Source organism: Candidatus Mycolicibacterium alkanivorans (genome assembly GCF_022760805.1).
In the GTDB taxonomy this organism is placed as follows: Bacteria; Actinomycetota; Actinomycetes; order Mycobacteriales; family Mycobacteriaceae; genus Mycobacterium; species Mycobacterium alkanivorans.
In genome coordinates this window covers 893,734-917,354 of the sequence record NZ_JAIVFL010000001.1, presented here as the reverse complement: position 1 = coordinate 917,354, position 23,621 = coordinate 893,734, and the positions used below count along the sequence as shown (strand labels likewise).

Sequence of the window (23,621 nt, the reverse complement as noted above, 5' to 3'; positions counted from 1 at the left end):
ACCCACCTAGCTAACGCTCCCCCGACGGCTAGGGTCCCGTGGCCGGTAAGCCAGTGTACGGGGTGCCATCCAACGGAGGCTCATCGAGACCGCAGCGCAGCAGTTCGTACTGGGGCACCCGATCGATGCGAAAGCGGGTGAATTCCAGCGAGTGCAGCGCGTTCGACAGGAACCGGCGGATGCCCAGCGGGCTCCGGATCGACTCGAGCATGCGGTCGGTCTCGGGGCATTTCAGCGCGACACCGGCCTCCTTGATCCACCCCTCGGCCAGATACGGCGGGACATACGGGTGCTCCTTGAGCCACGGCCCCTCGGCGACCGCCCAGTCCGGGAACAGGTTCTTGTCGTGCCCGATGCGGCCGTCCTCCAGGCGCGCGGTGTGTGCCGCGAGCGGATTTGCCAGGCCGATCTGGTCGATCACCCGGGTGTTCAACCCGACGTTCATCCCGACCATGCCGAGGTTGGTGAAAAAGACTGTGTGCTGGGCTATTTGGCGACGCCAGCTGTCCATCGAGACGCCGGGCGGCGGCGGTGGGGGCGGGACGGCCGGGACGACATCCCACACGTCGTAGTTGCCCGACGGCAGCAGCAGGGCGCCGTCGGGGGTGTTGTTGATGGCCACGATCACCGCGCGCATCCGCGGGTAGTCCAGATAGTCCGCGGCGGTCAGCGGATGTGCGTGCCCGGTGGCCTGTGAGTAGAAGCGCCGTTCGTCGACGATGCCGGAGTAGGTGACGCGGGTGGCGTCGGCGCCCATGCCCGGCGAGTTCGCCGCCCACAGCGACCACCCCACCAGCGCCAGCCACACCGCAACGGCCGCACCGGAGAGCAGACTCCCCTTCTCGCGGGAGAGCCTGGTCCCGTCAGGCGTCACCACAGGAATGACCGCGACCGGGGCCAGCAGGCAGAACACCGGCGTCAGCAACACCCGGCCATGCATGAAATCGCCGCCCTGGCGGATCCAGTAGAGGCCTTGCACCAGACCGCTGACGAGCATGAAGATCACGACCGCAGCCGGGCTCTGCACCCGTTGGACCAGCCCGTTGTTGCTGGGGGCTTCGGAGCCGTGGATCCACCCCGGTCTGCTGCGCCCGGCGACAAGGACCGCACCCAGCGCGATGAGAAGCAGAGCCGGGATCCACAGCGCGTAGGGCTTGTTGAAGTTGGCCAGATAGATCAGGCCCTGGCCCCACTTGTCGCCCGAGGCGTCCTTGGCCAGCGCGGTCTGCGGAACCAGCAGGCCGTAGTAACCCATCCGGAAGATCTGGTAGCCCACCGGCAGCAGACCGCCGGCGACCACGATGAGGACCCGCCGCTGCAAGCCACGCGCGGCGATCAGCATCATCACCAGCGCCAGGCCACCGATCAGCGCAAGTTCGGGACGAACCAGCACACTCAGTCCGGCGACCACGGCCAGCGCGGCGAGGAACCAGGCCTCGTTGGGCCGCCCCCGCAGGTGCTGTGACCAGCAGACCATCATCCACCACAGCAACCCGATCCAGGCGATCACCAGACCGTTCTCCAGTCCGGAGGTGGCGAAGTCGCGGGCGGGTGGGATGGCGATGTAGACCAGCACACCGGCGGGCAGCAACAGCGCCCGACGGCCCCGCAGGCTCGGCACGTAGAGCCGGGCGGCGCCGAGCATCACCAGCACCACACCGGCGACCGACAGGCTCAGCGCCAGCGCAAGGGCCACGTACTCCAGGCGCACCGGTCCGCCGGCGAGGCCGCCGAGGTAGACCAGGTAGGTCCACAACGTCGAGGTGTTGGACTCCACCCGCTCGCCCGCGTTGAACACCGGGCCGTTGCCGGCGAGCAGGTTGCGCACCGTGCGCAGCACGATCAGTCCGTCGTCGGCGATCCACCGTCGCTGCCAGGCTGCCCACCCGAACAGGGCGGCGACCACGACCACGCTGACCCACAGGCTGATCCGGGCCAGCGTTGCGGGCGCGGCGTTTTCGGACGAGCCCGGGGAGGCGAGTATCGGGCTAGCCGAAGGCGACGGCAGCAATGATGGTTCCGATCCAGGCCAGTGCCAACAACTGCAGCACCCGGTCGCGCAGCGCGATCTCCTCGGGCTCGCCGGCCAGTCCACCGTCGACGTCGACCGCGTAGCGCAGGATCGCGATGGTGAACGGGATCATCGAGATGACGAACCACGACCCATGGTCACCATCGCGCTCGAAGGCCCACAGCCCGTAACAGAGCACCACCGAGGTGGCCGACAGGGTCCACACGAAGCGCAGGTAGGTGCTGGTGTAGCTCTCCAGCGACTTGCGGATCTTGGCGCCGGTGCGCTCGGCGAGCTGCAGTTCGGCGTAGCGCTTGCCGGCCGCCATGAACAGCGAGCCGAACGCCATCACCAGCAGGAACCACCGCGACAGCGGGATGTCGGCGGCCACACCGCCGGCGATCGCGCGGATCAGGAAGCCCGACGAGACGATGCAGATGTCCAGTACCGCTTGGTGTTTGAGGCCGAAACAGTAGGCGAGCTGGATGGCGATGTAGATCCCGATCACCAAAGCCAGCTGCGGTGTCAGCCACCAGGAGATGGCCAGCGAGGTCCCAGCGAACGCGACAGCGATGCCATAAGCCAGGCCGACCGGCAGTACGCCGGCGGCAATCGGCCGGAACCGCTTGGTCGGATGGGCCCGGTCGGCCTCCACGTCGCGGGCGTCGTTGACCAGGTAGATCGACGACGCCGCCAGGCAGAACGCCACGAAGGCGATCGACACCTTGTACAGCACGTCGCGGTAGTCGTAGGTGACGTTGCCACCGAGGGCGGCCAGCGGCGCGGCCAGCACGAGGATGTTCTTGGACCACTGCCGTGGCCTGATCGCCTTGACGATTCCGCTGGCCAGGTTGCTCGGCGGTCCGGTCACCGGCGCGGCTTCCCCACTCATGTCGCACTCACTTCGGCGTCTCCTTCTGCGGTGAGGCGAGGTGGGCGGCCGTCCGCGCGACCGCAGCGCCGACAGCGGTCCCGGCGAGCACGTCGGTCGGGTAATGCACACCGAGCACCAGCCGCGACAGGGCCATCGCGGGTACCAGTACCAGAGGTAGCGGTGAGCGGGTGACCCGGCACAGCAGCATAGCCGCGGCAGTTGTGGACGTGGCGTGCGCGGAGGGGAAACTCAACGCGCTGGGGGTCCCCACATTGACCGCGATCGCCGGGTGGTGGGGCCGCTTGCGCCGGACCACCAGCTTGATCGCGATGGCGGCCGCGTGCGCGGCCACCGCTCCGATACCGACCAGCAGCCAGTCGCGGCGCCGCTTCGGAGCGGCCAGCGCACCCAGCGCCGACAACGCCACCCAGCCCTGGGCATGTTCGCCGAAGTGGGACATCGCGCGGGCGACGGCCACCAACTGCGGGGTGGCCAGCCTAAACTGAACGGCCACCAGCGCGGCGACCTCGCCGGTCGGCGGCGGTGCCACCGGTTGGGGAACGTCGGTTGCCTCAGGCATGAACCGAGGGTTTGTCGAGCAGCACGGTCTCCCACTTCTCCTTGCTGGACAGCACCGGCAGAGCCGTGCGGTAGACCTTGCGCATCCGGTTGTACTTGCGTGCCAACCGGATGTGCTGGCGCATCGAGTCGCGCAGAAGGGCAAACATCTTGGCCCGGTCGCGCTGACGGAACACCACGCCCCGGCCGTCCGCGGTGGTCACGGTGACACCGTCGACCTTGCACAGCAGGAACCACCGGGCGTCCTGGGTGGGGACGTTGAGCTGTGGGCGTTCATGATGGTCGGGTTTCTCCTTGCGCAGCTGGTGGATCACGCCACGGGCGAGACGAAAACCGATGGCGGGCAACGACACCGGCGGCTTGTGAACCTTGGTGCGGCCACTGGGCTTGGGTAGCGAGGTGGCGCCGGGCAGGACCACCGCATCGGGGTACAGCTCACGCATCTTGCGAACCTCAGGCAGGGCCGACTCCAGGATGGAGAAGATGTGCTCGGGGCCGGCCAGGAAGTCCGCAATCGCCCGGTTCTGGATCGCGACGGTCGAATACTCAAGGCACAGAAGGTGTTTGAACGTCGCCTTGAGGGAGCTGGCCAGCAGTCCACCGATCGGGGCGTCCCAGTGCAGCGCCGAGACCACCAGCCGGTTCCGCAGGTGGAAATAGGCCTGCCAGTCGATGGCGTCATCCTTGTCGCTCCAGGCCATGTGCCAGATCGCGGTGCCGGGCATGGTGACTGTGCCGTAGCCGTGCTCGCCGGCGCGCAGACCGTAGTCGGCGTCGTCCCACTTGATGAACAACGGCAGTGGCTGGCCCAACTCCTCAGCCACCCGTCGCGGGATCATGCACATCCACCAGCCGTTGTAGTCGACGTCGATACGGCGGTGCAGCGCCAGGCTGCGCGCGCCGTCGTCGGCCAGTGGGTACTTGGCGAAGTTGTGGTCGTACTCGGTGTAGGGCGCATTGGTCCACATGAAATTCGACCGGTCCACGACCTCGCCCATGACGTGCAGGTGCGACGGCTCCTGAAGGTTGAGCATCTGCCCACCGACCAGGGTCGGTGCCTTGGCAAAACGGTTGAGCGCCAACGCCCGCAGTATCGAGTCCGGTTCGATGCGGATGTCGTCGTCCATGAACAGGATCTGTTCGCAGTCGGTGTGCTTCAGCGCCTCGTACATGACGCGGCTGTAGCCGCCCGAGCCACCGAGGTTGGGCTGGTTGTGGACCGCGAGCCGGTCTCCGAGCAGCGCGGCCGCGGCCGGGAAATCCGGATGAGCGGCCGCCTTGTTCGCGCCCTGGTCGGCGACGATGACCGCGCCGATGACCTCGTCGACCAGCGGGTCGGATGTCAAAGCCTTCAGCGCGTTGATGCAGTCGGCCGGGCGGTTGAAGGTCGGGATGCCGACGGCGATGTCGGCCCGGCCGGGTGCCGGCACCGGCGCGTACCAGGCCGCCTGGTGCAGGACGACCTTGGTGTCGGTGGTGATGTCGAACCAGGTCCAGCCGCCGTCCTCGAACGGGTCCAGCCCGATCTCGAACTCTGCGGCGGCGTGCTCCCCGGACACCTCGGTTCCGCCGACGGTGATCCGGGCGCCGGTGGCCTTGGACCGGTAGACGTCCACCCGCGCCGTTCCGGTGAGCTCGACGCGCAGCACCACCGACTCCAGCGTCGACCAGCGACGCCAGTAGCTGGCGGGGAAGGCGTTGAAGTACGTCGCGAAGGAGACCTCGGACTCCGAGCCGATCTCCAGGGCGGTGCGGGTGGGTGCGTGGGCCCGGCGGGCGTTGGTCTCCGATTCCTCGATGTAGAGCTTGCGGACGTCGAGGGGCTCACCCGGGCGCGGCAGGATCACGCGGGCGAGCAGGCTCACCGCTTTGGATTCGCCGGCCGCGATGGGCCCGGACGGGATGTCGCTCATGCTGTGCTGCTTTCGTCGACCGTCAGCGCCGTGCCGTCGCGCAGGTGGGGCGCCAGGATGTTGTCGTACATGCTCAGCGCGCTGGCGATGGCCATGTGCATGTCCAGGTACTGGTACGTACCGAGCCTGCCACCAAAGAGGACTTTCGCCGAGGCGGTCTCGGCCTTGGCCCGGGCTCGGTAGGCGGCCAGCAGCGCGCGGTCTGTCTCGGTGTTGATCGGGTAGTACGGTTCGTCGTCGTCATCGGCGAAGCGGGAGTACTCCCGCATGATCACGGTCTTGTCGGTGGGATAGTCGCGCTCCGGATGGAAGTGCCGGAACTCGTGGATGCGGGTGTAGGGCACGTCGAGGTCGCTGTAGTTCATGACGGGTGTGCCCTGGAAATCGCCGATGGGCAGCACCTCGACCTCGAAATCGAGTGTGCGCCAACCCAGCCGGCCATCGGCGTAGCCGAAGTAGCGGTCCAGCGGCCCGGTGTACACGACGGGCGCTTCGGGGCTTTCGGCGCGCAGCCGCTCGCGCACGTCGAACCAGTCGGTGTCGCACCGCACCTCGATGCGGTCGTCGGCCGCCATGTTCTCGCACCACGCGGTGTAGCCGTCGGCCGGCAGGCCCTCGTAGGTGTCGTTGAAGTAGCGGTTGTTGAACGTGTAGCGCACCGGCAGCCGGGTGATGTTGGCCGCGGGCAGTTCCTTGGGATCGGTCTGCCATTGCTTGGCGGTGTAGTTCTTGATGAAGGCCTCGTAGAGCGGACGGCCGATCAGCGAGATGGCCTTCTCCTCGAGATTCTGCGCGTCGACGGTCTCGATCTCGGCGGCCTGCTCGGCGATAAGCCGGCGCGCCGCATCGGGGGTGAAGTACTTGCCGAAGAACTGCGACACCAGCCCAAGGCCCATCGGCAACGGGTAGGCCTGGCCACCGTGCAGCGCGAACACGCGGTGCTGGTAGCCGGTGAAGTCGGTGAACTGGCGGACGTAGTCCCACACCCGCGCGTTGGAGGTGTGGAACAGGTGGGCGCCGTACTTGTGGATTTCGATCCCGGTCTGCGGCTCCGGTTCGGAGTAGGCGTTGCCGCCGATGTGCCCACGTCGCTCCACGACGAGAACGCGCTTGCCGAGCTGCGTGGCCACCCGTTCGGCGATGGTCAGGCCGAAGAAGCCACTACCGACGACGAAGAGGTCGAAGGGACCTGAGTCGACCACAGAATCTGGAGAGGTCATCGGCGCCTAGGGTATCCGACCGCGGGTGTGTGACCCGCATCGCAAAGCGGGGCGGCACTCGGAAGTCGCTGCGGCCACTAACGAATCAAGGTCGCAATTAGCTCACGATTCCGCATCGTCACTCTAGCCGCACTAGTCACAGCTGTACCATCGAACACGTTGGCTTCGGCGTCGGCGCACGGCCGTATTTCGGGGCTTACGGAGAAGTTCAGACATGAACGATGTAGTCCAGATTGAGGAGACTTCCGTGCCGAACCGTCGTCGACGCAAGCTCTCGACAGCCATGAGCGCAGTCGCCGCCCTGGCCGTCGCAAGTCCGTTTGCAGCTGTTGGTGCGATCGAGCTGACTTCCAACCAGAAGACGCCCGAGCACCGCGATTTCGTCCAAGCCGCCGTGGTCACCGACCTGCCGAATGAGCTGATGGCTGCGTTGCAGCAGGGCCTGTCGCAGTTCGGGATCAACCTGCCGCCGCTACCGACGGGCCTCAGCCCGGCAGGTGCCCAGCCCGTGCAGGCCGGCCCGACACTCACCACCCCGGGCCTGACCACCCCCGGTCTGACCACGCCGAGCCTCACCACGCCCGGTCTGACCACGCCGAGCCTCACCACGCCGGGTCTGACCACGCCGAGCCTGACCACGCCCGGTCTCACCACGCCGAGCGCCTCGGTGCCCCCGGGGGCGGCCTCGCTCACCGACCCGTCGCTGACCAACCCGGCCCTGACCAGCCCCCAGCTGGGCACGACGCCGGGGCTGACAACGCCGTCGGCCACGGGCCTTGGGATCCCCGGCGAGCAGCCGATCGGTGCCCCGCTAGGACCGGTTGCCGGCACCTATCCGATCCTGGGTGACCCTTCGCTCGCCGTGCCTTCAGCGCCGACCAGCTCCGGCGGGATCATCAGTGATCTGAGCAGCGCCGCCAACCAGCTCGGCGTCGGACAGGCCATCGACCTGCTCAAGGGCATGGTCGTGCCGTCGATCACCCAAGCGATTCAAGGCGCCTCGTCGGCGGCAGCCGCAGCTCCCGCGGCTGCCCCGGCGGGCTAAAGCCTGCATCGGAACGGCACCGCAGGGTGGGGCCGACCGTTTGGTCAGACACCCGGAGAGGCCCCTGCGGTGCCGTTGCAGACTCAATTATCACTTTCTTCACACTGGTCCGTGTCGCAACGCCTGCATCAGTCGGCGCATACGTAACATCGCCTTGTGCCGTCACGCCGACCCACACCGACGATCCTGTTCACCGCGATCGCGGCGACCGTCGTCATCCTGCCGTGGGCGGTCACCGGCATGCCCGGATCGCACCACAAGGACGGGCCCGGCGCGGCTGACACACTGCTGAACCAGCAACCGCTGACCGGTCTGGGCGGAGGAGAAACGGTCCGGGAGATCAGCCAGTCCACCCCGTTCTCGATGGTGGCGCTGACCGGCTCCGACCTGACCGGCACGACGGCGCGGGTCCGGGCCAAACGGCCGGACGGATCGTGGGGGCCCTGGTACGACGCCGACGCCGTGGAGTCCAACGCCGACGACAGCCAGCATGGCGGCCCGCGGGGCACCGACCCAGTATTTGTCGGCACCACCACCACCGTGCAGATCGTCGTCACCCGGCCCGAGGGCGCCCCGGTCACCACCGCGCCACCCGAAACCGGAGTCGACGCGGGCAAGGAACTCGGCTACGTTCCGGCCAACGTCGAACAGCCGTTCTCCCAGAACATCTCGGCCGTCCTGATCACGCCGCCGAAAGCGCCCGTCGACTCCCAGTGGACACCGCCGACCGCCGCGCTCGGCCCGGGGCAGCCGCCTAACATCATCAGCCGTGCCCAATGGGGTGCCGACGACCGCATGCGTTGCGGTGGACCGTTGTACGGCAACGGAATTCGGGCAGCCGTGGTGCATCACACCGCGGGAAGCAACGACTACGCGCCGGAGGACTCCGCGGCGATCGTGCGCTCGATCTACGCCTACCACACCCGGACACTGGGCTGGTGCGACATCGCCTACAACGCGCTGGTCGACAAGTACGGCCAGGTGTTCGAGGGCCGCGCAGGCGGAATCACCAAGGACGTCCTGGGGTCTCACACCGGCGGGTTCAACCGCGGCGTGTGGGGTGTGTCGATGATCGGTGACTTCGAGACGGTTCCGCCGACCGATATCCAGATCCGCACCGTCGGCCGGCTGCTCGGGTGGCGGATGGGTCTGGATCACGTCAATCCATTGGGCACAGTGCAATTAGCTTCCGCTGGCGGCAGCTACACGGTCTACCCGGCCGGGGCGACACCCACGCTTCCGGAGATCTTCGCCCACCGCGACGTGGGCGACACCGAGTGCCCGGGCAACGCCGGTTATGCGGCGCTACCCGCCATTCGCGACATTGCCGCGCGCTTCAACCGTCCGCCCGACATCGTCGATTCGCTTCGCGGCGGAGCGATCTTCGCCCGTTGGGAAGCCTTGGGCGGCAAGGACGGTTCACTCGGGGCGCCGACCACGCCGGAGGCCGCGGGCGAAGGCGACGCCCGGTACGCGACGTTCGAACGCGGCGCCGTCTACTGGTCGCCGTCCACCGAGGCGCAGCCGCTGACCGGTGCGATCTACGAGGCTTGGGCGTCGCTGGGCTACGAGCGCGGTGCGCTGGGCCTGCCGACCAGTGGCGAGATTCAGGAACCCGAGTGGATCGTGCAGAACTTCCAGCACGGCACCCTGAACTTCGACCGGCAGACCCGCAACGTGTTGCGCGTGGTCGACGGGTTGACGCTGGTGCTGCCACCGCCGCCGGCCGACGGTCCTCCGGTGCAACTGGAACGCTTCAGCCGCGTCGAGAACCCGGTGCTCGAGCCGGCCAGCTAGCGCCTGCTCGCCCGAGCTAGAGCCACCAGCGTTCGAGCACCCGCGCCAGGCCGTCGTCGGTATTCGGCGCGGTCACCTCGTTGGCTGCCGCCATCGCCTCGGGATGGGCGTTGCCCATCGCCACGCCATGCCCGGCCCACCGCAGCATCGGCACGTCGTTCGGCATGTCGCCGAACGCCACCACGTCTTCGGCGGTGATCTCCAGCGGGCGGGCGATCTCCTCGACCCCGGTGGCCTTGCTCGTGCCGATCGGGTTGACCTCGATGAGCCCGTTGTTGGTCGAGTAGGTGATATCGCCTTCCACCCCAATGTGTTTGGCGAGAACCTCGGCCATGTCCGAACTGCGCGCGCCAACCTTGCGGATCAGCAGCTTGACTGCCGGTGCACTGAGCAGGTCCTCCATCGAGACCTCGGTGTTGTCCGGGTTCAGCCAAGCGTGCTCGTAGCCTGGGGAACTCACGAATTGCGGTGTGGCTGAGTCGTGCGCGCTGCGTCCCACCCGCTCCACCGCCAGGCCGACACCGGGGATCACCCTCGTCGCGATCTCGGCGAGCTCACCGAGCACGTCGACGGACAGCGTGCGCGCCGAGACGATACGGTCGCGCTCGGCGTCGTAGATCACCGCGCCGTTGGCGCACACCGCCATCGGCGCGAAACCGAGCGCCTCGACCACCGGCGGGATCCAGCGCGGCGGCCGCCCGGTCGCGAGCACGAAATGTGTGCCGGCGGCGACCGCGGCGCGGACGACGTTGCGGGTGCGAGCAGTGACGCGCTCGTCTTCGTCGAGCAGCGTTCCGTCGACGTCGGTGGCGATCAGCGCGGGCAGCATCAGTGGCGCTCCGCAGCTCGGCGGGCCCGCTCGGCCAGCTCGGCTACGTCGAGCTTCCTGGCCTGCTCCAACGTCGGCGCGCCACCCCCCAGGCTCTCCGGCACCCACCACGCCCCGGCCGGATGCGGGTAGACCAGCTGCACCTCATGCAGGATGACCGACATCCGCTCCCTGAGCCGGGCGTCCAGCTCCGCCGGCGTCCCAGCCGGTGGCAACGGTTCGCCGTACCGAACGGTGAAGGGAATCTTGTTGCGGCCCACCTTCTTCGGATGATCCTTGGTCCACACCCGGTGTGCGCCCCACACGATGCAGGGGATGATGGGCACCTGCGCCTCCAGTGCCATCCGCGCCGCCCCGCTCTTGAAGTCCTTCAATACGAACGCCCGGCTGATCGTCGCCTCCGGGTACACCCCCACCAGCTCGCCGACCTTCAGCTCGCGGACCGCGTCGGCGTAGGCGCCCGCGCCGGCGCGGCGGTCCACCGGAATGGTGCCGGTACGCGAGATCAGGAAATTGACGATGCGCACGTTCTGCATCTCCGCCTTGATCATGAAGCGAATGCGGCGTTTACGCAGACGAGTGCCGAGCGCAGCCGGCATGAAGTCGACGTAGCTGGTGTGGTTGATCGCGACGACGGCGCCGCCGCGCGACGGGATGTTCTCCAAGCCTTCATAGGTGATCTTGGTCCCGGCCGCCCGGACCGCGATCGAGGAGGCGATCTCCAGAGTGCGGAAGACGGGTTCCATGGCTGCTACCCCGGTCCTGCGGGCCCGTCTCGCTGAGCGCGGCGAGCGGCCTTCTCGGCAGCCTCGGCCGCCTCGAGTTGCGCGGCCTCGGCCAACGTCGGAGCGCTGCCGCCCAGGCGGTGGGGCACCCAGAATTCGCCCGCGGGATACGGGCCATAGCGGTCCTGGACCTGCTCGAGCAGGTGCTGCATACGCGAGCGCAGCAGTGCGGTCAGCTCGGTGGGCGGCAGAGTCGGCGCGATCGGCTCACCGACCGCGATGGAGATCGGCACCTTGGGCCGCCATATCTTGCGCGGGTGTCCCTTGGTCCAGATCCGCTGAGCGCCCCACACGATGTGCGGGACGATCGGTACGTCGGCGGCAATCGCCATCCGCGCTGCGCCGGACTTGAACTCCTTGAGTTCGAAGCTGCGGCTGATCGTCGCCTCGGGATAGACACCCACCAGCTCCCCGGCCTTCAGTGCCAGGCAGGCCGCGTCGAACGACGCCGCGCCGCTGGCCCGGTCGACGGGGATGTGGCGCAGGCTGCGCATGATCGGACCGGTGACCTTGTGGCCGAAGACCTCCTGCTTGGCCATGAACCGCACCCTGCGGCCCCGGCCCTGCAGGTACGCTGGCAGGCCGGCGAAGGTGAAGTCGAAATAACTGGTGTGGTTGATCGCCACCACGGCGCCGCCGGTCACGGGCAGGTTCTCGACACCGGTGACGGTCAACTTCAGACCCTGCGCACGCCAAACCAGGCGAGCGAGTTGGATGACAGTCCCGTATACCGGTTCCACAGCGGCCAGCCTAGCCTCGTGCGGTCGGGCGGCTAAGCTCGTGTCGGGTGCCACGACCACTGGAGAGGGAATTCGTGCAGGTCACATGCATCGGTCACGCCGGCTTTCGGATCGACACCCGGGCGGGAAGCATCCTGTGCGATCCGTGGCTTCACCCGGCGTACTTCGGCTCGTGGTTCGTCTTCCCGGACAACAGCGGCCTGGACTGGGACGCACTCGGTGACTGCGACTACCTCTACGTCTCGCATCTGCACAAGGACCACTTCGACCCCAAGCTGCTGGCCGAGCACGTCAACAAGGACGCCGTCGTGCTGCTGCCCGACTTCCCGGTTCCCGACCTCAAGCGCGAGTTCGAGAAACTCGGCTTCCACACGTTCTACGAGACCAGCGACGGCGTCAAGCACCGGATCAGCGGGCCCAAGGGTGAGCTCGACGTGATGATCATCGCGTTGCGGGCGCCGGCCGACGGGCCGATCGGCGACTCCGGCCTGGTGGTCTCCGACGGCACCACCACCGTCTTCAACATGAACGACTCTCGTCCGCTGGCCGTCGACACGCTGGCCGAGCAGTTCGGCCACATCGACGTGCACATGCTGCAGTACTCCGGCGCGATCTGGTACCCGATGGTCTACGACATGCCCGAACGTGCCAAGGCTGCGTTCGGCAGCCAGAAGCGCCAGCGCGGGATGGACCGCTGCCGCCAGTACATCGCCGACACCGGTGCGACGTGGGTGATTCCGTCGGCCGGACCGCCGTGCTTCCTGGACCCGGAGTTGCGTGACCTCAACGACGATCACGGCGACCCGTCCAACATCTTCCCCGACGAGATGGTGTTCCTGGACCAGATGCGTCAACACGGGCATGAGGGCGGACTGCTGATGATCCCCGGCTCCGTCGCCGATTTCACCGGCCCGCAACTGAATTCGCTCACCCACCCGATCGCCACCGACGAGGTGGAGGCGATCTTCACCACCGGCAAGGCCGACTACATCGCCGCCTACGCCGAGCGGATGGCCCCGGTGCTCGCCGCCGAGAAGGCCAGTCGGGCGCCGGCCACCGGCGAACCACTGCTGGAACCGCTGCGTGCGCTGTTCGAGCCGATCATGCTGCAGAGCGACCAGATCTGCGACGGCATCGGTTATCCGGTGGAATTGCGCCTCGGCCCGGAGGCCGTGGTGTTGGACTTCCCGAAACGTGCTGTGCGCGAGCCTATTGCGGACGAGAAGTTCCGCTACGGCTTCGAGATCGCTCCGGAGTTGGTGCGGACCGTGCTGCGAGACAACGAACCAGACTGGGTCAACACCATCTTCCTGTCCACCCGGTTCCGGGCCTGGCGGATCGGCGGGTACAACGAGTACCTGTACACGTTCTTCAAGTGCCTGACCGACGAGCGCATCGCCTATGCCGACGGCTGGTTCGCCGAGACCCACGACGACACCACCGACATCACGTTGGACGGGTGGGAGATCCAGCGCCGCTGCCCGCATTTGAAGGCCGACCTGTCGAAATTCGGTGTGGTCGAGGGCTCGACACTGACCTGCAACCTGCACGGCTGGCAGTGGAATCTGGAGAACGGACGATGCCTGACCACGAAGGGTCACGAGATTCGGTGTTCACGAAAGTGACCGGCCCGCCGCGTCAGTACTACGACGACGGACTGGTTCAACTGGACCGCGAGGCACTGACGTTGCGGCGCTACCACTTTCCGTCGGGCACCTCGAAGATCATCCCGCTTCGCGCGATCCGCGGCTACAAGGCCGAGCCGCTCGGGATGTTGATGCAGCGGTTCCGACTCTGGGGCAGTTCGGATCTGCGCCGCTGGCTACCGCTCGACGTGCGTCGGCCACTGAAGGGCACACTGGTCACCCTCGACGTGCCCGGAACCTATCCCGCACCGGCGTTCACCCCAGAGGAACCGAAGGAGTTCCTCGCGATGCTCGACGAGGTGCTCGGCGGCTAGCCGCGCCCGTGTGTCGGTTTGGGCGAAAGGGTTAAGGTTCCCGGACCAGTTGGCGCAGTTCGGAGGCCGCGTCGCTCTCGGTGTCGTAGACCCGCACGATCGCCTCGTCGCCGGTCTTGAGATAGGTCGTCTCGCCGAGCTTGGTGTAGCGGGTCGCCCCGATGCCGATCAGCACGTTCTTCGGCCGGCCACAGGCCGCCATCAGCGCGCCGACATCCTCCAAAGGCGTTTCCGGCGAACCCTTTTGGTTGGCCAGTCGTTCGACGATCCAGTCCAGCAACACCTCGCCGTAGTACGAGTAGCCCAGCAGCGGGCTGTCCACGCCGTATTCGTGGCGAACCCCGTCGGCGGTGCGCAGGGCGCACAGCAGTCGCAGCGTCGCGGTGGGGCCGTCCGGCGTGAGGTCGCTGACGTCGAAGAACTCGTGGGCAACACCTTTCGAGGCCGGCCCCCAGTTCTTCTTGTAGCTGATTTTGGGTGCGTTGGGCCGGCGGATCGAGCAGTCGTTGAACGCGCCGAGCGCGAACGGCCGCAGTGTCACGACGGTGTCGCCCTCCCACACCACCTCGCAGGCAAGCCCCACCTCGGGCTCGATCTGCAGGTTCGGCGGACCGTCGGCTTCGGTCGTCTTCGGCACCATCAGCGCGTCGTGCGACAGCGGGAACTCGCCCAGGAAACTGTCGTAACCCGGTGCGTACCAAGGGAAGATGCCCTTCGGAGCACCCTCCTTGGCCTCAACGGTCGCGAAGTCGACCGCCTCCCCGGCCTGGTCGAGATGACCGGCGAAGTTGCCCGCCACACCGAAACCGAACCAGCCGCGCAGTTCGTCGAGGTCGAGTTTGATCACGGTTGAAGGACCTCCGTCCCCACATAGGGCACCAGGGCGGCGGGCACCTGCACGCTGCCGTCGGGTTGCTGATGGTTTTCCAGGATCGCCACCAGCCACCGGGTGGTGCCCAGTGTCCCGTTGAGGGTGGCGGCGATCTGCGGCTTGCCGTTCTCGTCGCGGTAGCGGGTGGCCAGCCGGCGAGCCTGGAACGTCGTGCAGTTCGACGTCGAGGTCAGCTCGCGGTAGGTCTGCTGGGTGGGAACCCAGGCCTCGCAATCGAATTTGCGTGCAGCCGAGGAGCCGAGATCGCCTGCGGCGACGTCGATCACGCGGTAGGGCACGTCGATGAGTTCGAGCATCTGGCGCTGCCAGCCCAGCAGCCGCTGATGTTCGGCCTCGGCCTCCTCCGGGCGGCAGTAGACGAAGCCCTCCACCTTGTCGAACTGGTGCACCCGGATGATGCCGCGGGTGTCCTTTCCGTAGCTGCCCGCCTCGCGCCGGAAGCACGACGACCAGCCGGCGTAGCGCAGCGGACCGTTCGACAGATCCAGGATCTCGTCGGCGTGGTACCCGGCGAGCGGCACCTCCGACGTGCCTACCAGGTACAGGTCGTCGGCCTCGATGCGGTAGATCTCGTCGGCGTGCGCGCCGAGAAAGCCGGTGCCGTTCATAACTTCGGGACGCACCAGAACCGGTGGGATCATCAGGGTGAACCCGTTGTCGACGGCGACCTTCACCGCCAGCTGTAGCAGTCCCAGCTGCAGCAGGGCACCGCGGCCGGTGAGGAAGTAGAACCGCGACCCCGACACCTTGGCGCCGCGCTCCATGTCGATCAGGCCCAGGCGCTCGCCGAGTTCGAGGTGGTCCTTCGGGTCGTGGATCACCGGCGGCTCACCAACCACATCGAGCACGACGAAGTCGTCTTCACCACCTGCCGGGACGCCGTCGATGACGACGTTGGGGATCGCCATGTGCACGGCGGTGAATGCGTCCTCGGCCTGGGCCTGGTCCGCTTCAGCCGTCTTCACCGCAGCGGCAAGCTCTTTGGCCCGCTCCAGCAGGGCGGGGCGCTCGTCGGGTGATGCCGAGCCGACCTTCTTGCTCGCGGCCTTCTGCTCGGCCCGCAGCGAATCGGCGGTCGAGATCGCGGCCCGGCGGGCGGTGTCGGCATCCAGCAGTGCGTCGACGAGGGCCGGGTCCTCGCCGCGACTGAACTGGGACCGGCGCACCGCATCCGGGTCGTCGCGCAGCACTTTCAGGTCGATCACGACCTGAACCCTACTTTCGCCCCCGGAGCACTCTGTCGGCCCCTCCGGCTCGCGCGGTACCGACCGCACAGCACAACCCCATAACATTACAACTGCATCACTTGTCACAGCCCTCGGCGCGCCTGACACAATGGACGCGATGTTGCAGCTACCTGAGCGCCAGCAAGCGGCGTCCGCGCAGGCCACACCGGTGCCGCCGCGGCGCACGTTCCTCGGCACCTTGCAGGCCACGTCGACCCGGCGTGCGCTGCTACTGACCGCGCTCGGCGGCCTGCTGATCGCCGGCGTCGTCACCGCTCTGCCCATCGGCTTGAACAACCGGCTCACCGGATACCCCGGCGCCGACCCGCTGTCCGGCATCGACTCGAAGGGCAACGCCGCTTTCGCCAACGCCAAGGCCGGCTCCTGCCTGGCCTGGCCGGACAAGACTCCTGACGCGGCCGCGATCGTCGACTGCAAGGACGACCACCGCTTCGAGGTCGCCGAGTCCGTCGACATGCGGACGTACCCCGGTACCGAGTACGGCCCCGATGCCGCACCGCCGTCGGCCGCACGCATCCAGCAGATCAGCCTCGAGCAGTGCCAGCCTGCGGTGGAGCGCTACCTCGGCGACAAGTACGACCCGAACAGCCGGTTCACCATCAGCATGCTGTGGTCGGGCGACAAGGCCTGGAAACAGTCCGGCGAGCGACGGATGCTGTGCGGCCTGCAACTGCCGGGCACCGACAACCAGCAGATCGCGTTCAAGGGCAAGGTTGCCGATCTCGACCAGTCGAAGGTGTGGCCGGCGGGCACCTGCCTGGGCATCGACCCGTCGACCAACCAGCCCAACGACGCGCCGGTGGACTGCGGCGCTCCGCACGCCATGGAGGTCACCGGGTCGGTGAACCTGGCCGAGAAGTTCCCCGGAGCCCTGCCTGCCGACGCCGACCAGGACGCGTTCATCAAGGACGCTTGCACCCGGATGACCAACGCCTACCTGGCTCCGCTTCGGCTGCGCACCACCACGCTGACCCTGATCTACAGCACGATCTCGCTGCCCAGTTGGAATGCCGGCAGCCACCAGGTGTCCTGCAGCATCGGGGCCACCCCGGGCAACGGTGGCTGGGCGACGCTGATCAACCCGGCCAAGGGCCCGCTGCTGATCAACGGCATACCGCCGGTGGCGCCGCCGGACATTCCCGAGGAGCGGTTGAACATGCCGCCCATCCCGCTGGTGCCCGACGCCCCGTCCACCACCTACTCGCCGTCGACAACGGACAACTCGCAGTACACCGGCAGCCAGCAGCGGCAGCAACAACAACCCACTCAGCATCTGCCGCAGCAGTCGACCGCACCGACCAGCCAGTCGCAGGCGCCCGCGCCCGCACCGGCACCGGAACCGGCACCCGTATTACCTGGGCCGGCACCGGAACCGGCACCCGTGTTACCTGGGCCGGCACCGGACAATCAGGCCCCGCCGATGGAGGGTGGTGAGGCACCGCCGCCGCCACCACCGGCCGGCCCGCCGCCCGGGCCGGTCGAACCCGTGATCCCGCCGGCGGCTTAGTGCCCGTATCGATGACCCCGCAGCGGTTCGAGGAACTGGTCTCCGATGCGCTGGACCTCATCCCGCCCGAACTGGCCGCGGCCATCGACAACGTGGTGGTGCTGGTCGAGGACCGCCACCCCGACGATCCCGAGCTGCTGGGTCTGTACGAAGGTATCGCGCTGACCGAGCGGGACTCCATGTACGCCGGCGCGCTGCCCGACACCATCACGATCTACCGCGAAAGCTTGCTGGAGATCTGCGACACCGAGGCCAACGTGGTCGAGGAGGTGGCGATCACCGTGATCCACGAGATTGCCCACCACTTCGGCATCGACGATGACCGGCTACACGAACTAGGTTGGGGCTGAAGACTTTTCAGCCTCCATCAGCGCGGCGGGTCGCCCTTCCAGCTGAAGCTGTTGACGTACTTGCCCATGTCCTGGGCGAGCTGCAGGTTGACCCCCGACGGCAGTCCGGGTCCGAAGTCGGGACCGAACGCGTGATAGGGCCCCACCGCACCGGCAACCAGGGCCAGGTCGTTCTTGACCGCCACCAACAACACGGTGCGGATCCGGATGTAACTATTGGCCGTGCCCTGCGGCCAGCTGTCGGCGACCTCGCCGTAGCCCGGCTGATAGCCCACCATCGCATTGGGGATCTCGTAGGCGATCTTGGCGTCGGGGAACTTCCTCTCAAGCAGGTCCGAGGCGATGTCGCGGGGTTGCCGGCCGCGGGCGGGCTCGGAGAACAGTTGCAGGACACCGGTGTCACCCGCGGTGAACTTCGCCGTGATCCCGCGGCCGTCCTTGGACACCTCATAGGCGGCCTCGGGCGACGGGTAGGACACCGAGAACGATCCGTCGGGCGCGGTGTACCTCGGCAGCGCGGCGACGGGTGTACCGGTGGGCGGGCGCCCGCACTCCGGCGGGCACATGAACCGCGGCGCCTTCTTGGTCACCATCAGCGACACCCCGACCAGCGCGGCAGCCACCACGACGATTCCGGCCGTCCACAGCCCGAGCGTGCGGCGCAGGCCCGCGTGCTTGATCTCCGGGGCGACGTAGGTCCCGGGGGGAACCGCATAATCGGTGTACTGCTCGGAGCCGGTGTGCGCCGGTTGCTCGTCGGTCACGAACCCTCCGCGGCGACCTGGCGCACGGGCCGTGAGTCGCGCCGGTCCTTCCGCGACGACCGCGACGAGGCCCGGGCCGCGACACCACAGGCCGGGCAGAACGCCATATCAGGGACGACGTGCTCGCAGTGCACGCACAGCAGGGGTTCGTCCTCCTGGATTGGGTCGCGCGCCTCGTGCAACAGCGCCGTCTGCAACGCGATGCGCAGCAGCACCAGCACCACCGCCGTCATCACGACGTGGATCGCCAGCATCTGCATCTGCGGCATCCCCACGATGTCGGTCACCGCAACCCCGACGTAGATCAGGACCACCAGGACCGCCAGCAGCCAGAGCTGGGCGCGCGTCCACCCCGGATGTTCGTGCGGATTGCCGTCCTGACCCTTGAACCACAAAGCGACACCGACCAGGCCGCCTGCCACCGCGGCGGTCAGCGGGATGGTCGCGCCGCAGATGCCGGCCTCGACCAGTAGTCCCCCGACGGGGCGGCTGTGGGCCAGCAGGCCGGTGGCGAACTGCGGGGCCAGCCGCGTCAGAGTCGCCCCCGCGCTGAAGGTCAGTGCGGCCAGCGCGCCGATCACGAAGCCGTCCAACGACTCTCGCGACTTCGGCTGGGACAGTCGCACCAGCAGCGTCGGCACCAGCGTGAGGATCATGCCGCCCGCCGGGATGATCACGCCTTCCCTGACCAGGTGGTGGATGGCAAGGCCGGCGGCGATCGGCACGCCGTAGGCGCGCGCGACCATCTCGCCGGTGAGCAACACCCAGCCGACGCCGAAACCCGCGCCCAGGATGCCAGCGACGGCCAGTGCCGCCACGGAAACGTCGCGGAAGACGTCGGATTCGGACAGGTAGAGCAGGAACAGGAGCGGAAGCCCCAGTGCGGCAACGGTGATCAGCGCCGCGGGCAGTCTGAGGAACGCGAACCCGACCAGTCCGGCGAGCACCAGTACCAGTCCGATCCGGAACGGTGTGCGGGAGCGGTTCGGCAGGTGCGGAAACAGCGAACTGGCGATCGAGGGCACCAGGACGCTCTCGTTTGGTGCCGCACCGAAGGTGTCCTGACGCAGCCAGTGCGGTCCGCGGCTCGGCTTGGATGTCAGGTGCCCGCCGCACAGGCCGCAGAAGGCTCCGGCGGGGACGTCGACCTCACAGACCGGGCATACGACCCGGGCCACACCGTCGGGGGCGGCTTCGGTACTCACCCGATCACCTTCTGGGTCACCAGAATATTCTGGGCCAGATTGTCGACATCGGGTGTGCCGAGCCCGGTCACCAGGTCATATCCGGGTCCGGCGATCGCGACGGCGTTGCCGCCCAGGGTCACGTCACGAAACGCGGGCAACGGTGCGCCTTCGGCGATGTGGTACAGCAGCGGATTGAGGTCGCCGATGCGGTGGCCGCCGCGATCGAGCAGGAACTGGTTCATCAACGCGGTCAGCCCGGCCCAGACCGGCGCCGACAGCGACGTGCCGCCGCCGACGATGACCTGCTGGTTGAAGACGATCTTGACCCCGGTGAACGGATCGGCGACCGCGGCGATGTCGGGCGTCAGTCGCTGACCGGCGCCGGTGGTGACGCTGAGGTTCCGCTGCCATTTCGGGCGCTCGAACAACGCCGAGACTCCCCCGCCGGTGCCCTGCGACAGCGGCAGGTCGTACCACGACTGTTCGGCAAGCCACCCACCCTTGGCATCGGTGGACAACGTTGTGCCGCCGACGTCGGTCATCTCCGGCATGGACGCCACCGCATCCAGGCCGACGTCATCGGTGCTCGGCGGCGCCGACCATTCCTGCCCGTCTTTGCATTCCAGGCCGGCCAGGTCCCCGCTGGCGTCGAACGCCGTGGTGCCCTTCTTGTGCGCCTGGGTCAGTGCGGCACGTACCGGCTCGAGGTCGGCGGCGGTGATCAGCTTGTCGCAGCCCCACCCGATGGAGAAGTTCCACACCGCGCCCGGATACCGGCGTGCGGTGTCTTCCATCATCGTGGCGATCTTCTCGTAGGACCCGTCGCCCTCAACGGTGTTGCGGGCGTTCACCAGAACCTTCTTGGCGTCCGGCGCGATCGCGTGAATGGCCTCGAGGTCCATCGTCGCCTCGCCGCGCCGCGACTCCGGCTGACCGCCGACGACGTCCGGGGTGAACTTGGGCAGGTTGAACGTGGTCGAGAACATGTCCAGATCGGCCTGGTCGAAGCCGTCGAACGCGAACACGACGACGGTCTGCCCCTTGCCGCTGAATCCCTTGTCCCGCAACGGAGTTGCGTTGTAGGTGCGAAGTAGGCCACCGGGTGTCAGGCCTTGGTCGGGGACTTCGAGCGGCGGCATCGGCGGCTTGGACTCGCGATGCGGCGTGTAGCCGAGAATCCGGCCGAGCCCGGAAACCTCGACCTGCAACCCCACCGGCACGGCCGGCTGTTGCGGAGAGGCGTAGAAGACCTGGCCGCGTTTACCGCGGTAGTCGTGCACTTCGACGTCTAAGGCGCCGGCGATAGCGGCGGGTGCACCTTCGAGGATTGCCCAGGTGTCACCGGGGCGCCAGCGCACCGACAACCCCTGCTGCTGCGCCCAGCCCATCAGCAGGTCGGGGCGCGACGCACCGCGCAGGGCGGCGGTCAGCTGGACGTGGTCGGTGCGGGCCGGGCCGAGATCGGTGGAACTTGCCAGCAGAGCCGCGTAAGGGCCGCTGATCACGCCGGACTCGGCCGGAGCCGAGGAACGACGTACATCAGCGACCAGTGCGGCCACGGCCAGCACAGTCAGCAGCCCCACCACCGACAGCGTTCGGGAACGATGTGTCCTGATCACTGTCGGTCAGCGGGTGCTGCGGACGGTCGCAGTCCGAACGGCTCAGTGGTGGCCGGGCACCGCGGTCGGTGCCGGCGGAGCCTTGACCGTGGGCGTGAAGGAGTTGGGGCCACTAGGCGACACAGCCTTTTCGGTCGGCGACGGCGCGGGAGCACTCGTGCTGGTGGGCGAGGTAGTCTCCGGAGCCTTCTCCTTCGACTTGCCGCAGGCGGTCAGCGAGCCCATACCGATGATCGCGAGCCCCCCGGCAAAAAGCGCAATCTGACGAGTCAGACGACTTGACGTCATGGTCAGTCCTTTCTTCCGATGCCGGGTGACAGGTGATCACTGGCTGGGCCCGACAGTTAACCAGCCCACCCCCGAAGGGCAAATAAACTTAACTCACCTCACCAGCAATTGCATCCCGCTTTCGCCTCCGGCGAAAAATGCGGCTGACCTCTCAGCGCGGCAACAGCGCTTTGTCGGAGTGCGGTGTTATGAACAAACCGTGGGGATGAACTGCCGCAACTGCGTCGCCGGGGTGGCGCATTGCCACGGCACACTGATTCAACATCACGGGCACCGGCCGGAGTGCACAGAGCCTGACTGTGACAACCCAGAGCTAATTTTGCACTCCCTGGTGATCGATTGCGACGCGGTCGGCTGCGACTGTGCCCAGCAAACCGAGGAGCGGCTGGCGGTCTGAACCGGCGTCAGCCCATCGGATCGACGGACTCCAACGCGTCCTCGACCGGGTGCACATCCGGTTCGGGGTAGAACGGCGGCTTCATCGCTCCCCATTGCAGGCAACTCCACCGCCCGTCGGTGATCGGTGCCAGCACCACCGATTCGGCGTTGGCCAGGTGGTGGTCGAGCACGAAGCTGCTCTCCACCCCGGCCAGGATCGCCGCGGCCAGCCGGATGGCGGCGCCGTGGCTGACGACGACGATGTCCTCGGTCCACCCGTGGTCATCCAGGTAGCGCAGACGCAGGTCGGTGATCACCGGCAGATACCGGTCGAGCACGTCGCGGCCGTTCTCCCCACCTGGCATCGCGACCTCGAGTTCGCCCTGGTGCCAGCGTTGGTAGACCGTATTGAACTCGGCGATCGCGTCGTCGTCGTCGCGGTTCTCCAGCTCACCGGCCTGAACCTCGTGAATGCCCTCGAACTCCGCCGTCGCCACGCGTAGTTCGGAACCGATCTCGGCGGCGGTCTGGGCCGCGCGGCGGGCGACCGAGTGGATCAGCAGTCCAGGCGGACGGTCGCGCTCCCGGGCGAACGCGCGGGCCTGGTCGCGGCCCAGGTCGGTCAGGTCCGCACCCGGCGGGCGGGTGTCCAGACGGCGTTCGACGTTGCCGTGGGACTGGCCGTGACGAACCAGGATCAGCCGTCCGCTCACGGTGCGTCCCCGCGTCGCAGTCGTTCCAGCCACCGGTCCGCCTCGTCGAGCTGAGGTGGTACCGCACCGGTGGCCGATCCCGTCGGCCAGGACCCGAGGTATCGCACGTCGGCACAACGCCGGTGCAGCGCCTTGAGCGCCTCGGCCACCGCGTTGTCGTCGATATGGCCCACACAGTCCAGGAAGAAGATGTAGGTGCCCAATTCGGTTCGGGTGGGCCGGGATTCGATGCGCGTCAGGTCGATGTCGCGGATGCCGAATTCGCTCATCGCCGACACCAGCGCGCCGGGGGCGTTGTCGATGCTCAGCACCACCGAAGTGCGGTCGGCGCCGGTGCGTGCCGGCGGGGGTCCCGGCGGGCCGACCAGGACGAAGCGGGTCCGGGCGTTGGGTTCGTCGACGACTCCGTCGGCAAGGCTCGCCAGGCCGTATCGTTGCGCGGCGAGCGCCGTGCTCACACCGGCGTCGGCGCGGCCCGCCGCGACGTCCTGGGCGGCGGCGGCGTTGGAGTTGGCCGGCACGATCTCGACCTCCGGCAGGTTCTCGGCCAGCCATCTGCGGACCTGAGCGGCGGCCACCGGAAACGCAGCCACCGTGCGTATCGGCTGCGCGTCTGGATCGGTACGGGTGACGATGCTGAACGCCACGTCGAGGGTCAGTTCACCGTAGATCTGCAGTGGCGCACCGACGGCCAGGCTGTCCAGTGTCGGCAGCACACTGCCCTCGATCGAATTCTCGATCGGAACGCAGGCGAAGCCCGCCGAGCCGGCTCGCACCGCGGCCAGCGCGGCCGGGGTGCTGTCCATCGGCAGGGGCGTCAGGTCGCCACCACCGGGGATCACACCCGTGGCGACCATCTTCAGCAGCGCCGCTTCAGTGAAGGTCCCCTCGGGTCCGAGGTAGGCGATACCGGCCACGGTTCA

General features: G+C 67.8%; 23 protein-coding genes. 7 read left to right on the top strand and 16 right to left on the bottom strand.

Annotation, left to right across the window (positions count from 1 at the left end):
- Nucleotides 1–28: 28 nt before the first annotated feature.
- The 5 genes from aftB to glf are packed head-to-tail and all read right to left on the bottom strand — an operon-like array spanning nt 29 to nt 6,597.
- Entirely contained in the window at nt 29–1,984 is a 1,956-nt protein-coding gene (gene aftB / locus K9U37_RS04550) for a terminal beta-(1->2)-arabinofuranosyltransferase (RefSeq protein ID WP_308197419.1), read from the bottom strand.
- A 4-nt stretch (nt 1,985–1,988) separates the two neighbouring features.
- Nucleotides 1,989–2,903, bottom strand: coding sequence for a decaprenyl-phosphate phosphoribosyltransferase (locus tag K9U37_RS04545; RefSeq protein WP_243070703.1), 915 nt, complete (start codon nt 2,901–2,903; stop codon nt 1,989–1,991).
- 7 nt (nt 2,904–2,910) lie between these two features.
- A complete protein-coding gene (locus K9U37_RS04540; RefSeq protein ID WP_243070702.1) occupies nt 2,911–3,465 on the bottom strand; it encodes a phosphatase PAP2 family protein in 555 nt (184 codons plus the stop codon).
- The gene (locus K9U37_RS04535; protein WP_243070701.1) at nt 3,458–5,377 is read right to left on the bottom strand and encodes a glycosyltransferase; all 1,920 of its coding nucleotides are present in this window, start codon (nt 5,375–5,377) and stop codon (nt 3,458–3,460) included. The genes K9U37_RS04540 and K9U37_RS04535 overlap by 8 nt, the downstream gene beginning before the upstream one ends.
- The gene (gene glf / locus K9U37_RS04530) at nt 5,374–6,597 is read right to left on the bottom strand and encodes a UDP-galactopyranose mutase (protein WP_243070700.1); all 1,224 of its coding nucleotides are present in this window, start codon (nt 6,595–6,597) and stop codon (nt 5,374–5,376) included. Before glf ends, K9U37_RS04535 begins: the two co-directional genes overlap by 4 nt.
- A gap of 247 nt (nt 6,598–6,844) precedes the next feature.
- On the opposite strand from glf, the gene K9U37_RS04525 reads away from it, so the two are divergent.
- Together K9U37_RS04525 and K9U37_RS04520 are read left to right on the top strand one after the other, a co-directional pair.
- The gene (locus K9U37_RS04525; protein WP_243070699.1) at nt 6,845–7,642 is read left to right on the top strand and encodes a superantigen-like protein SSL4; all 798 of its coding nucleotides are present in this window, start codon (nt 6,845–6,847) and stop codon (nt 7,640–7,642) included.
- A 156-nt stretch (nt 7,643–7,798) separates the two neighbouring features.
- Nucleotides 7,799–9,439 (top strand): N-acetylmuramoyl-L-alanine amidase, encoded by a 1,641-nt coding sequence (locus tag K9U37_RS04520; RefSeq protein WP_243070698.1) that lies wholly within the window; start codon nt 7,799–7,801, stop codon nt 9,437–9,439.
- Between the two features lie 16 nt (nt 9,440–9,455).
- Here K9U37_RS04520 and K9U37_RS04515 read toward each other — a convergent pair whose 3' ends face one another.
- Genes K9U37_RS04515 through K9U37_RS04505 form a run of 3 tightly spaced genes read right to left on the bottom strand, consistent with a single transcriptional unit; the run spans nt 9,456 to nt 11,793 of the window.
- Entirely contained in the window at nt 9,456–10,268 is an 813-nt protein-coding gene (locus tag K9U37_RS04515) for an HAD family hydrolase (RefSeq protein ID WP_243070697.1), read from the bottom strand.
- Complete coding sequence (locus K9U37_RS04510) at nt 10,268–11,014, bottom strand: lysophospholipid acyltransferase family protein (protein WP_243070696.1); 747 nt, start codon at nt 11,012–11,014, stop codon at nt 10,268–10,270. The genes K9U37_RS04515 and K9U37_RS04510 overlap by 1 nt, the downstream gene beginning before the upstream one ends.
- Before the next feature lie 5 nt (nt 11,015–11,019).
- On the bottom strand, nt 11,020–11,793 hold the full coding sequence (locus K9U37_RS04505; RefSeq protein WP_243070695.1) for a lysophospholipid acyltransferase family protein: 774 nt from the start codon (nt 11,791–11,793) through the stop codon (nt 11,020–11,022).
- 74 nt (nt 11,794–11,867) lie between these two features.
- On the opposite strand from K9U37_RS04505, the gene K9U37_RS04500 reads away from it, so the two are divergent.
- Together K9U37_RS04500 and K9U37_RS04495 are read left to right on the top strand one after the other, a co-directional pair.
- A complete protein-coding gene (locus K9U37_RS04500; RefSeq protein WP_243073221.1) occupies nt 11,868–13,418 on the top strand; it encodes an MBL fold metallo-hydrolase in 1,551 nt (516 codons plus the stop codon).
- Nucleotides 13,415–13,753 (top strand): hypothetical protein, encoded by a 339-nt coding sequence (locus K9U37_RS04495; RefSeq protein WP_243073220.1) that lies wholly within the window; start codon nt 13,415–13,417, stop codon nt 13,751–13,753. Before K9U37_RS04500 ends, K9U37_RS04495 begins: the two co-directional genes overlap by 4 nt.
- A gap of 31 nt (nt 13,754–13,784) precedes the next feature.
- On the opposite strand, the gene K9U37_RS04490 is transcribed toward K9U37_RS04495, so the two are convergent.
- Nucleotides 13,785–14,600 carry a DUF5718 family protein gene (locus tag K9U37_RS04490; protein WP_243070694.1) on the bottom strand — a complete coding sequence of 272 codons (816 nt, stop codon included), beginning with the start codon at nt 14,598–14,600 and terminating at the stop codon, nt 13,785–13,787.
- On the bottom strand, nt 14,597–15,850 hold the full coding sequence (serS, locus tag K9U37_RS04485) for a serine--tRNA ligase (protein ID WP_243070693.1): 1,254 nt from the start codon (nt 15,848–15,850) through the stop codon (nt 14,597–14,599). Before serS ends, K9U37_RS04490 begins: the two co-directional genes overlap by 4 nt.
- A gap of 130 nt (nt 15,851–15,980) precedes the next feature.
- Here serS and K9U37_RS04480 point away from each other — a divergent pair, with 130 nt between their 5' ends.
- Together K9U37_RS04480 and K9U37_RS04475 are read left to right on the top strand one after the other, a co-directional pair.
- Nucleotides 15,981–17,399, top strand: coding sequence for a septum formation family protein (locus K9U37_RS04480; RefSeq protein WP_243070692.1), 1,419 nt, complete (start codon nt 15,981–15,983; stop codon nt 17,397–17,399).
- Nucleotides 17,399–17,749, top strand: a complete 351-nt coding sequence (locus tag K9U37_RS04475) for a metallopeptidase family protein (RefSeq protein WP_243070691.1) — start codon at nt 17,399–17,401, stop codon at nt 17,747–17,749. The genes K9U37_RS04480 and K9U37_RS04475 overlap by 1 nt, the downstream gene beginning before the upstream one ends.
- A 17-nt stretch (nt 17,750–17,766) precedes the next feature.
- Here the strand turns inward: K9U37_RS04475 and K9U37_RS04470 are convergent, their stop codons facing one another.
- The 4 genes from K9U37_RS04470 to K9U37_RS04455 all read right to left on the bottom strand — a co-directional run bounded on the left by K9U37_RS04470 (nt 17,767) and on the right by K9U37_RS04455 (nt 21,607).
- Entirely contained in the window at nt 17,767–18,513 is a 747-nt protein-coding gene (locus K9U37_RS04470; protein WP_243070690.1) for a hypothetical protein, read from the bottom strand.
- On the bottom strand, nt 18,510–19,718 hold the full coding sequence (locus K9U37_RS04465; RefSeq protein WP_243070689.1) for a zinc ribbon domain-containing protein: 1,209 nt from the start codon (nt 19,716–19,718) through the stop codon (nt 18,510–18,512). Before K9U37_RS04465 ends, K9U37_RS04470 begins: the two co-directional genes overlap by 4 nt.
- On the bottom strand, nt 19,715–21,283 hold the full coding sequence (locus K9U37_RS04460; protein ID WP_243070688.1) for a S53 family peptidase: 1,569 nt from the start codon (nt 21,281–21,283) through the stop codon (nt 19,715–19,717). The genes K9U37_RS04465 and K9U37_RS04460 overlap by 4 nt, the downstream gene beginning before the upstream one ends.
- A gap of 78 nt (nt 21,284–21,361) precedes the next feature.
- Entirely contained in the window at nt 21,362–21,607 is a 246-nt protein-coding gene (locus K9U37_RS04455; protein ID WP_243070687.1) for a hypothetical protein, read from the bottom strand.
- Between the two features lie 205 nt (nt 21,608–21,812).
- Here K9U37_RS04455 and K9U37_RS04450 point away from each other — a divergent pair, with 205 nt between their 5' ends.
- Entirely contained in the window at nt 21,813–22,004 is a 192-nt protein-coding gene (locus K9U37_RS04450; protein ID WP_252394224.1) for a hypothetical protein, read from the top strand.
- Nucleotides 22,005–22,011: 7 nt separating this feature from the next.
- Here K9U37_RS04450 and K9U37_RS04445 read toward each other — a convergent pair whose 3' ends face one another.
- Nucleotides 22,012–22,698 carry a histidine phosphatase family protein gene (locus K9U37_RS04445; RefSeq protein WP_243070686.1) on the bottom strand — a complete coding sequence of 229 codons (687 nt, stop codon included), beginning with the start codon at nt 22,696–22,698 and terminating at the stop codon, nt 22,012–22,014.
- The gene (gene pheA / locus K9U37_RS04440; RefSeq protein ID WP_243070685.1) at nt 22,695–23,615 is read right to left on the bottom strand and encodes a prephenate dehydratase; all 921 of its coding nucleotides are present in this window, start codon (nt 23,613–23,615) and stop codon (nt 22,695–22,697) included. The genes K9U37_RS04445 and pheA overlap by 4 nt, the downstream gene beginning before the upstream one ends.
- Nucleotides 23,616–23,621 lie beyond the last annotated feature (6 nt).

Excerpts from the sequence above, each read along its gene's own strand:
- K9U37_RS04540 (WP_243070702.1), bottom strand. The coding sequence starts at position 3,465 with ATGCCTGAGGCAACCGACGTTCCCCAACCGGTGGCACCGCCGCCGACC.
- K9U37_RS04450 (WP_252394224.1), top strand. The coding sequence starts at position 21,813 with ATGAACTGCCGCAACTGCGTCGCCGGGGTGGCGCATTGCCACGGCACA.
- K9U37_RS04515 (WP_243070697.1), bottom strand. The coding sequence starts at position 10,268 with ATGCTGCCCGCGCTGATCGCCACCGACGTCGACGGAACGCTGCTCGAC.
- K9U37_RS04510 (WP_243070696.1), bottom strand. The coding sequence starts at position 11,014 with ATGGAACCCGTCTTCCGCACTCTGGAGATCGCCTCCTCGATCGCGGTC.
- K9U37_RS04480 (WP_243070692.1), top strand. The coding sequence starts at position 15,981 with ATGGACGCGATGTTGCAGCTACCTGAGCGCCAGCAAGCGGCGTCCGCG.
- K9U37_RS04455 (WP_243070687.1), bottom strand. The coding sequence starts at position 21,607 with ATGACGTCAAGTCGTCTGACTCGTCAGATTGCGCTTTTTGCCGGGGGG.
- glf (WP_243070700.1), bottom strand. The coding sequence starts at position 6,597 with ATGACCTCTCCAGATTCTGTGGTCGACTCAGGTCCCTTCGACCTCTTC.
- K9U37_RS04535 (WP_243070701.1), bottom strand. The coding sequence starts at position 5,377 with ATGAGCGACATCCCGTCCGGGCCCATCGCGGCCGGCGAATCCAAAGCG.
- K9U37_RS04545 (WP_243070703.1), bottom strand. The coding sequence starts at position 2,903 with ATGAGTGGGGAAGCCGCGCCGGTGACCGGACCGCCGAGCAACCTGGCC.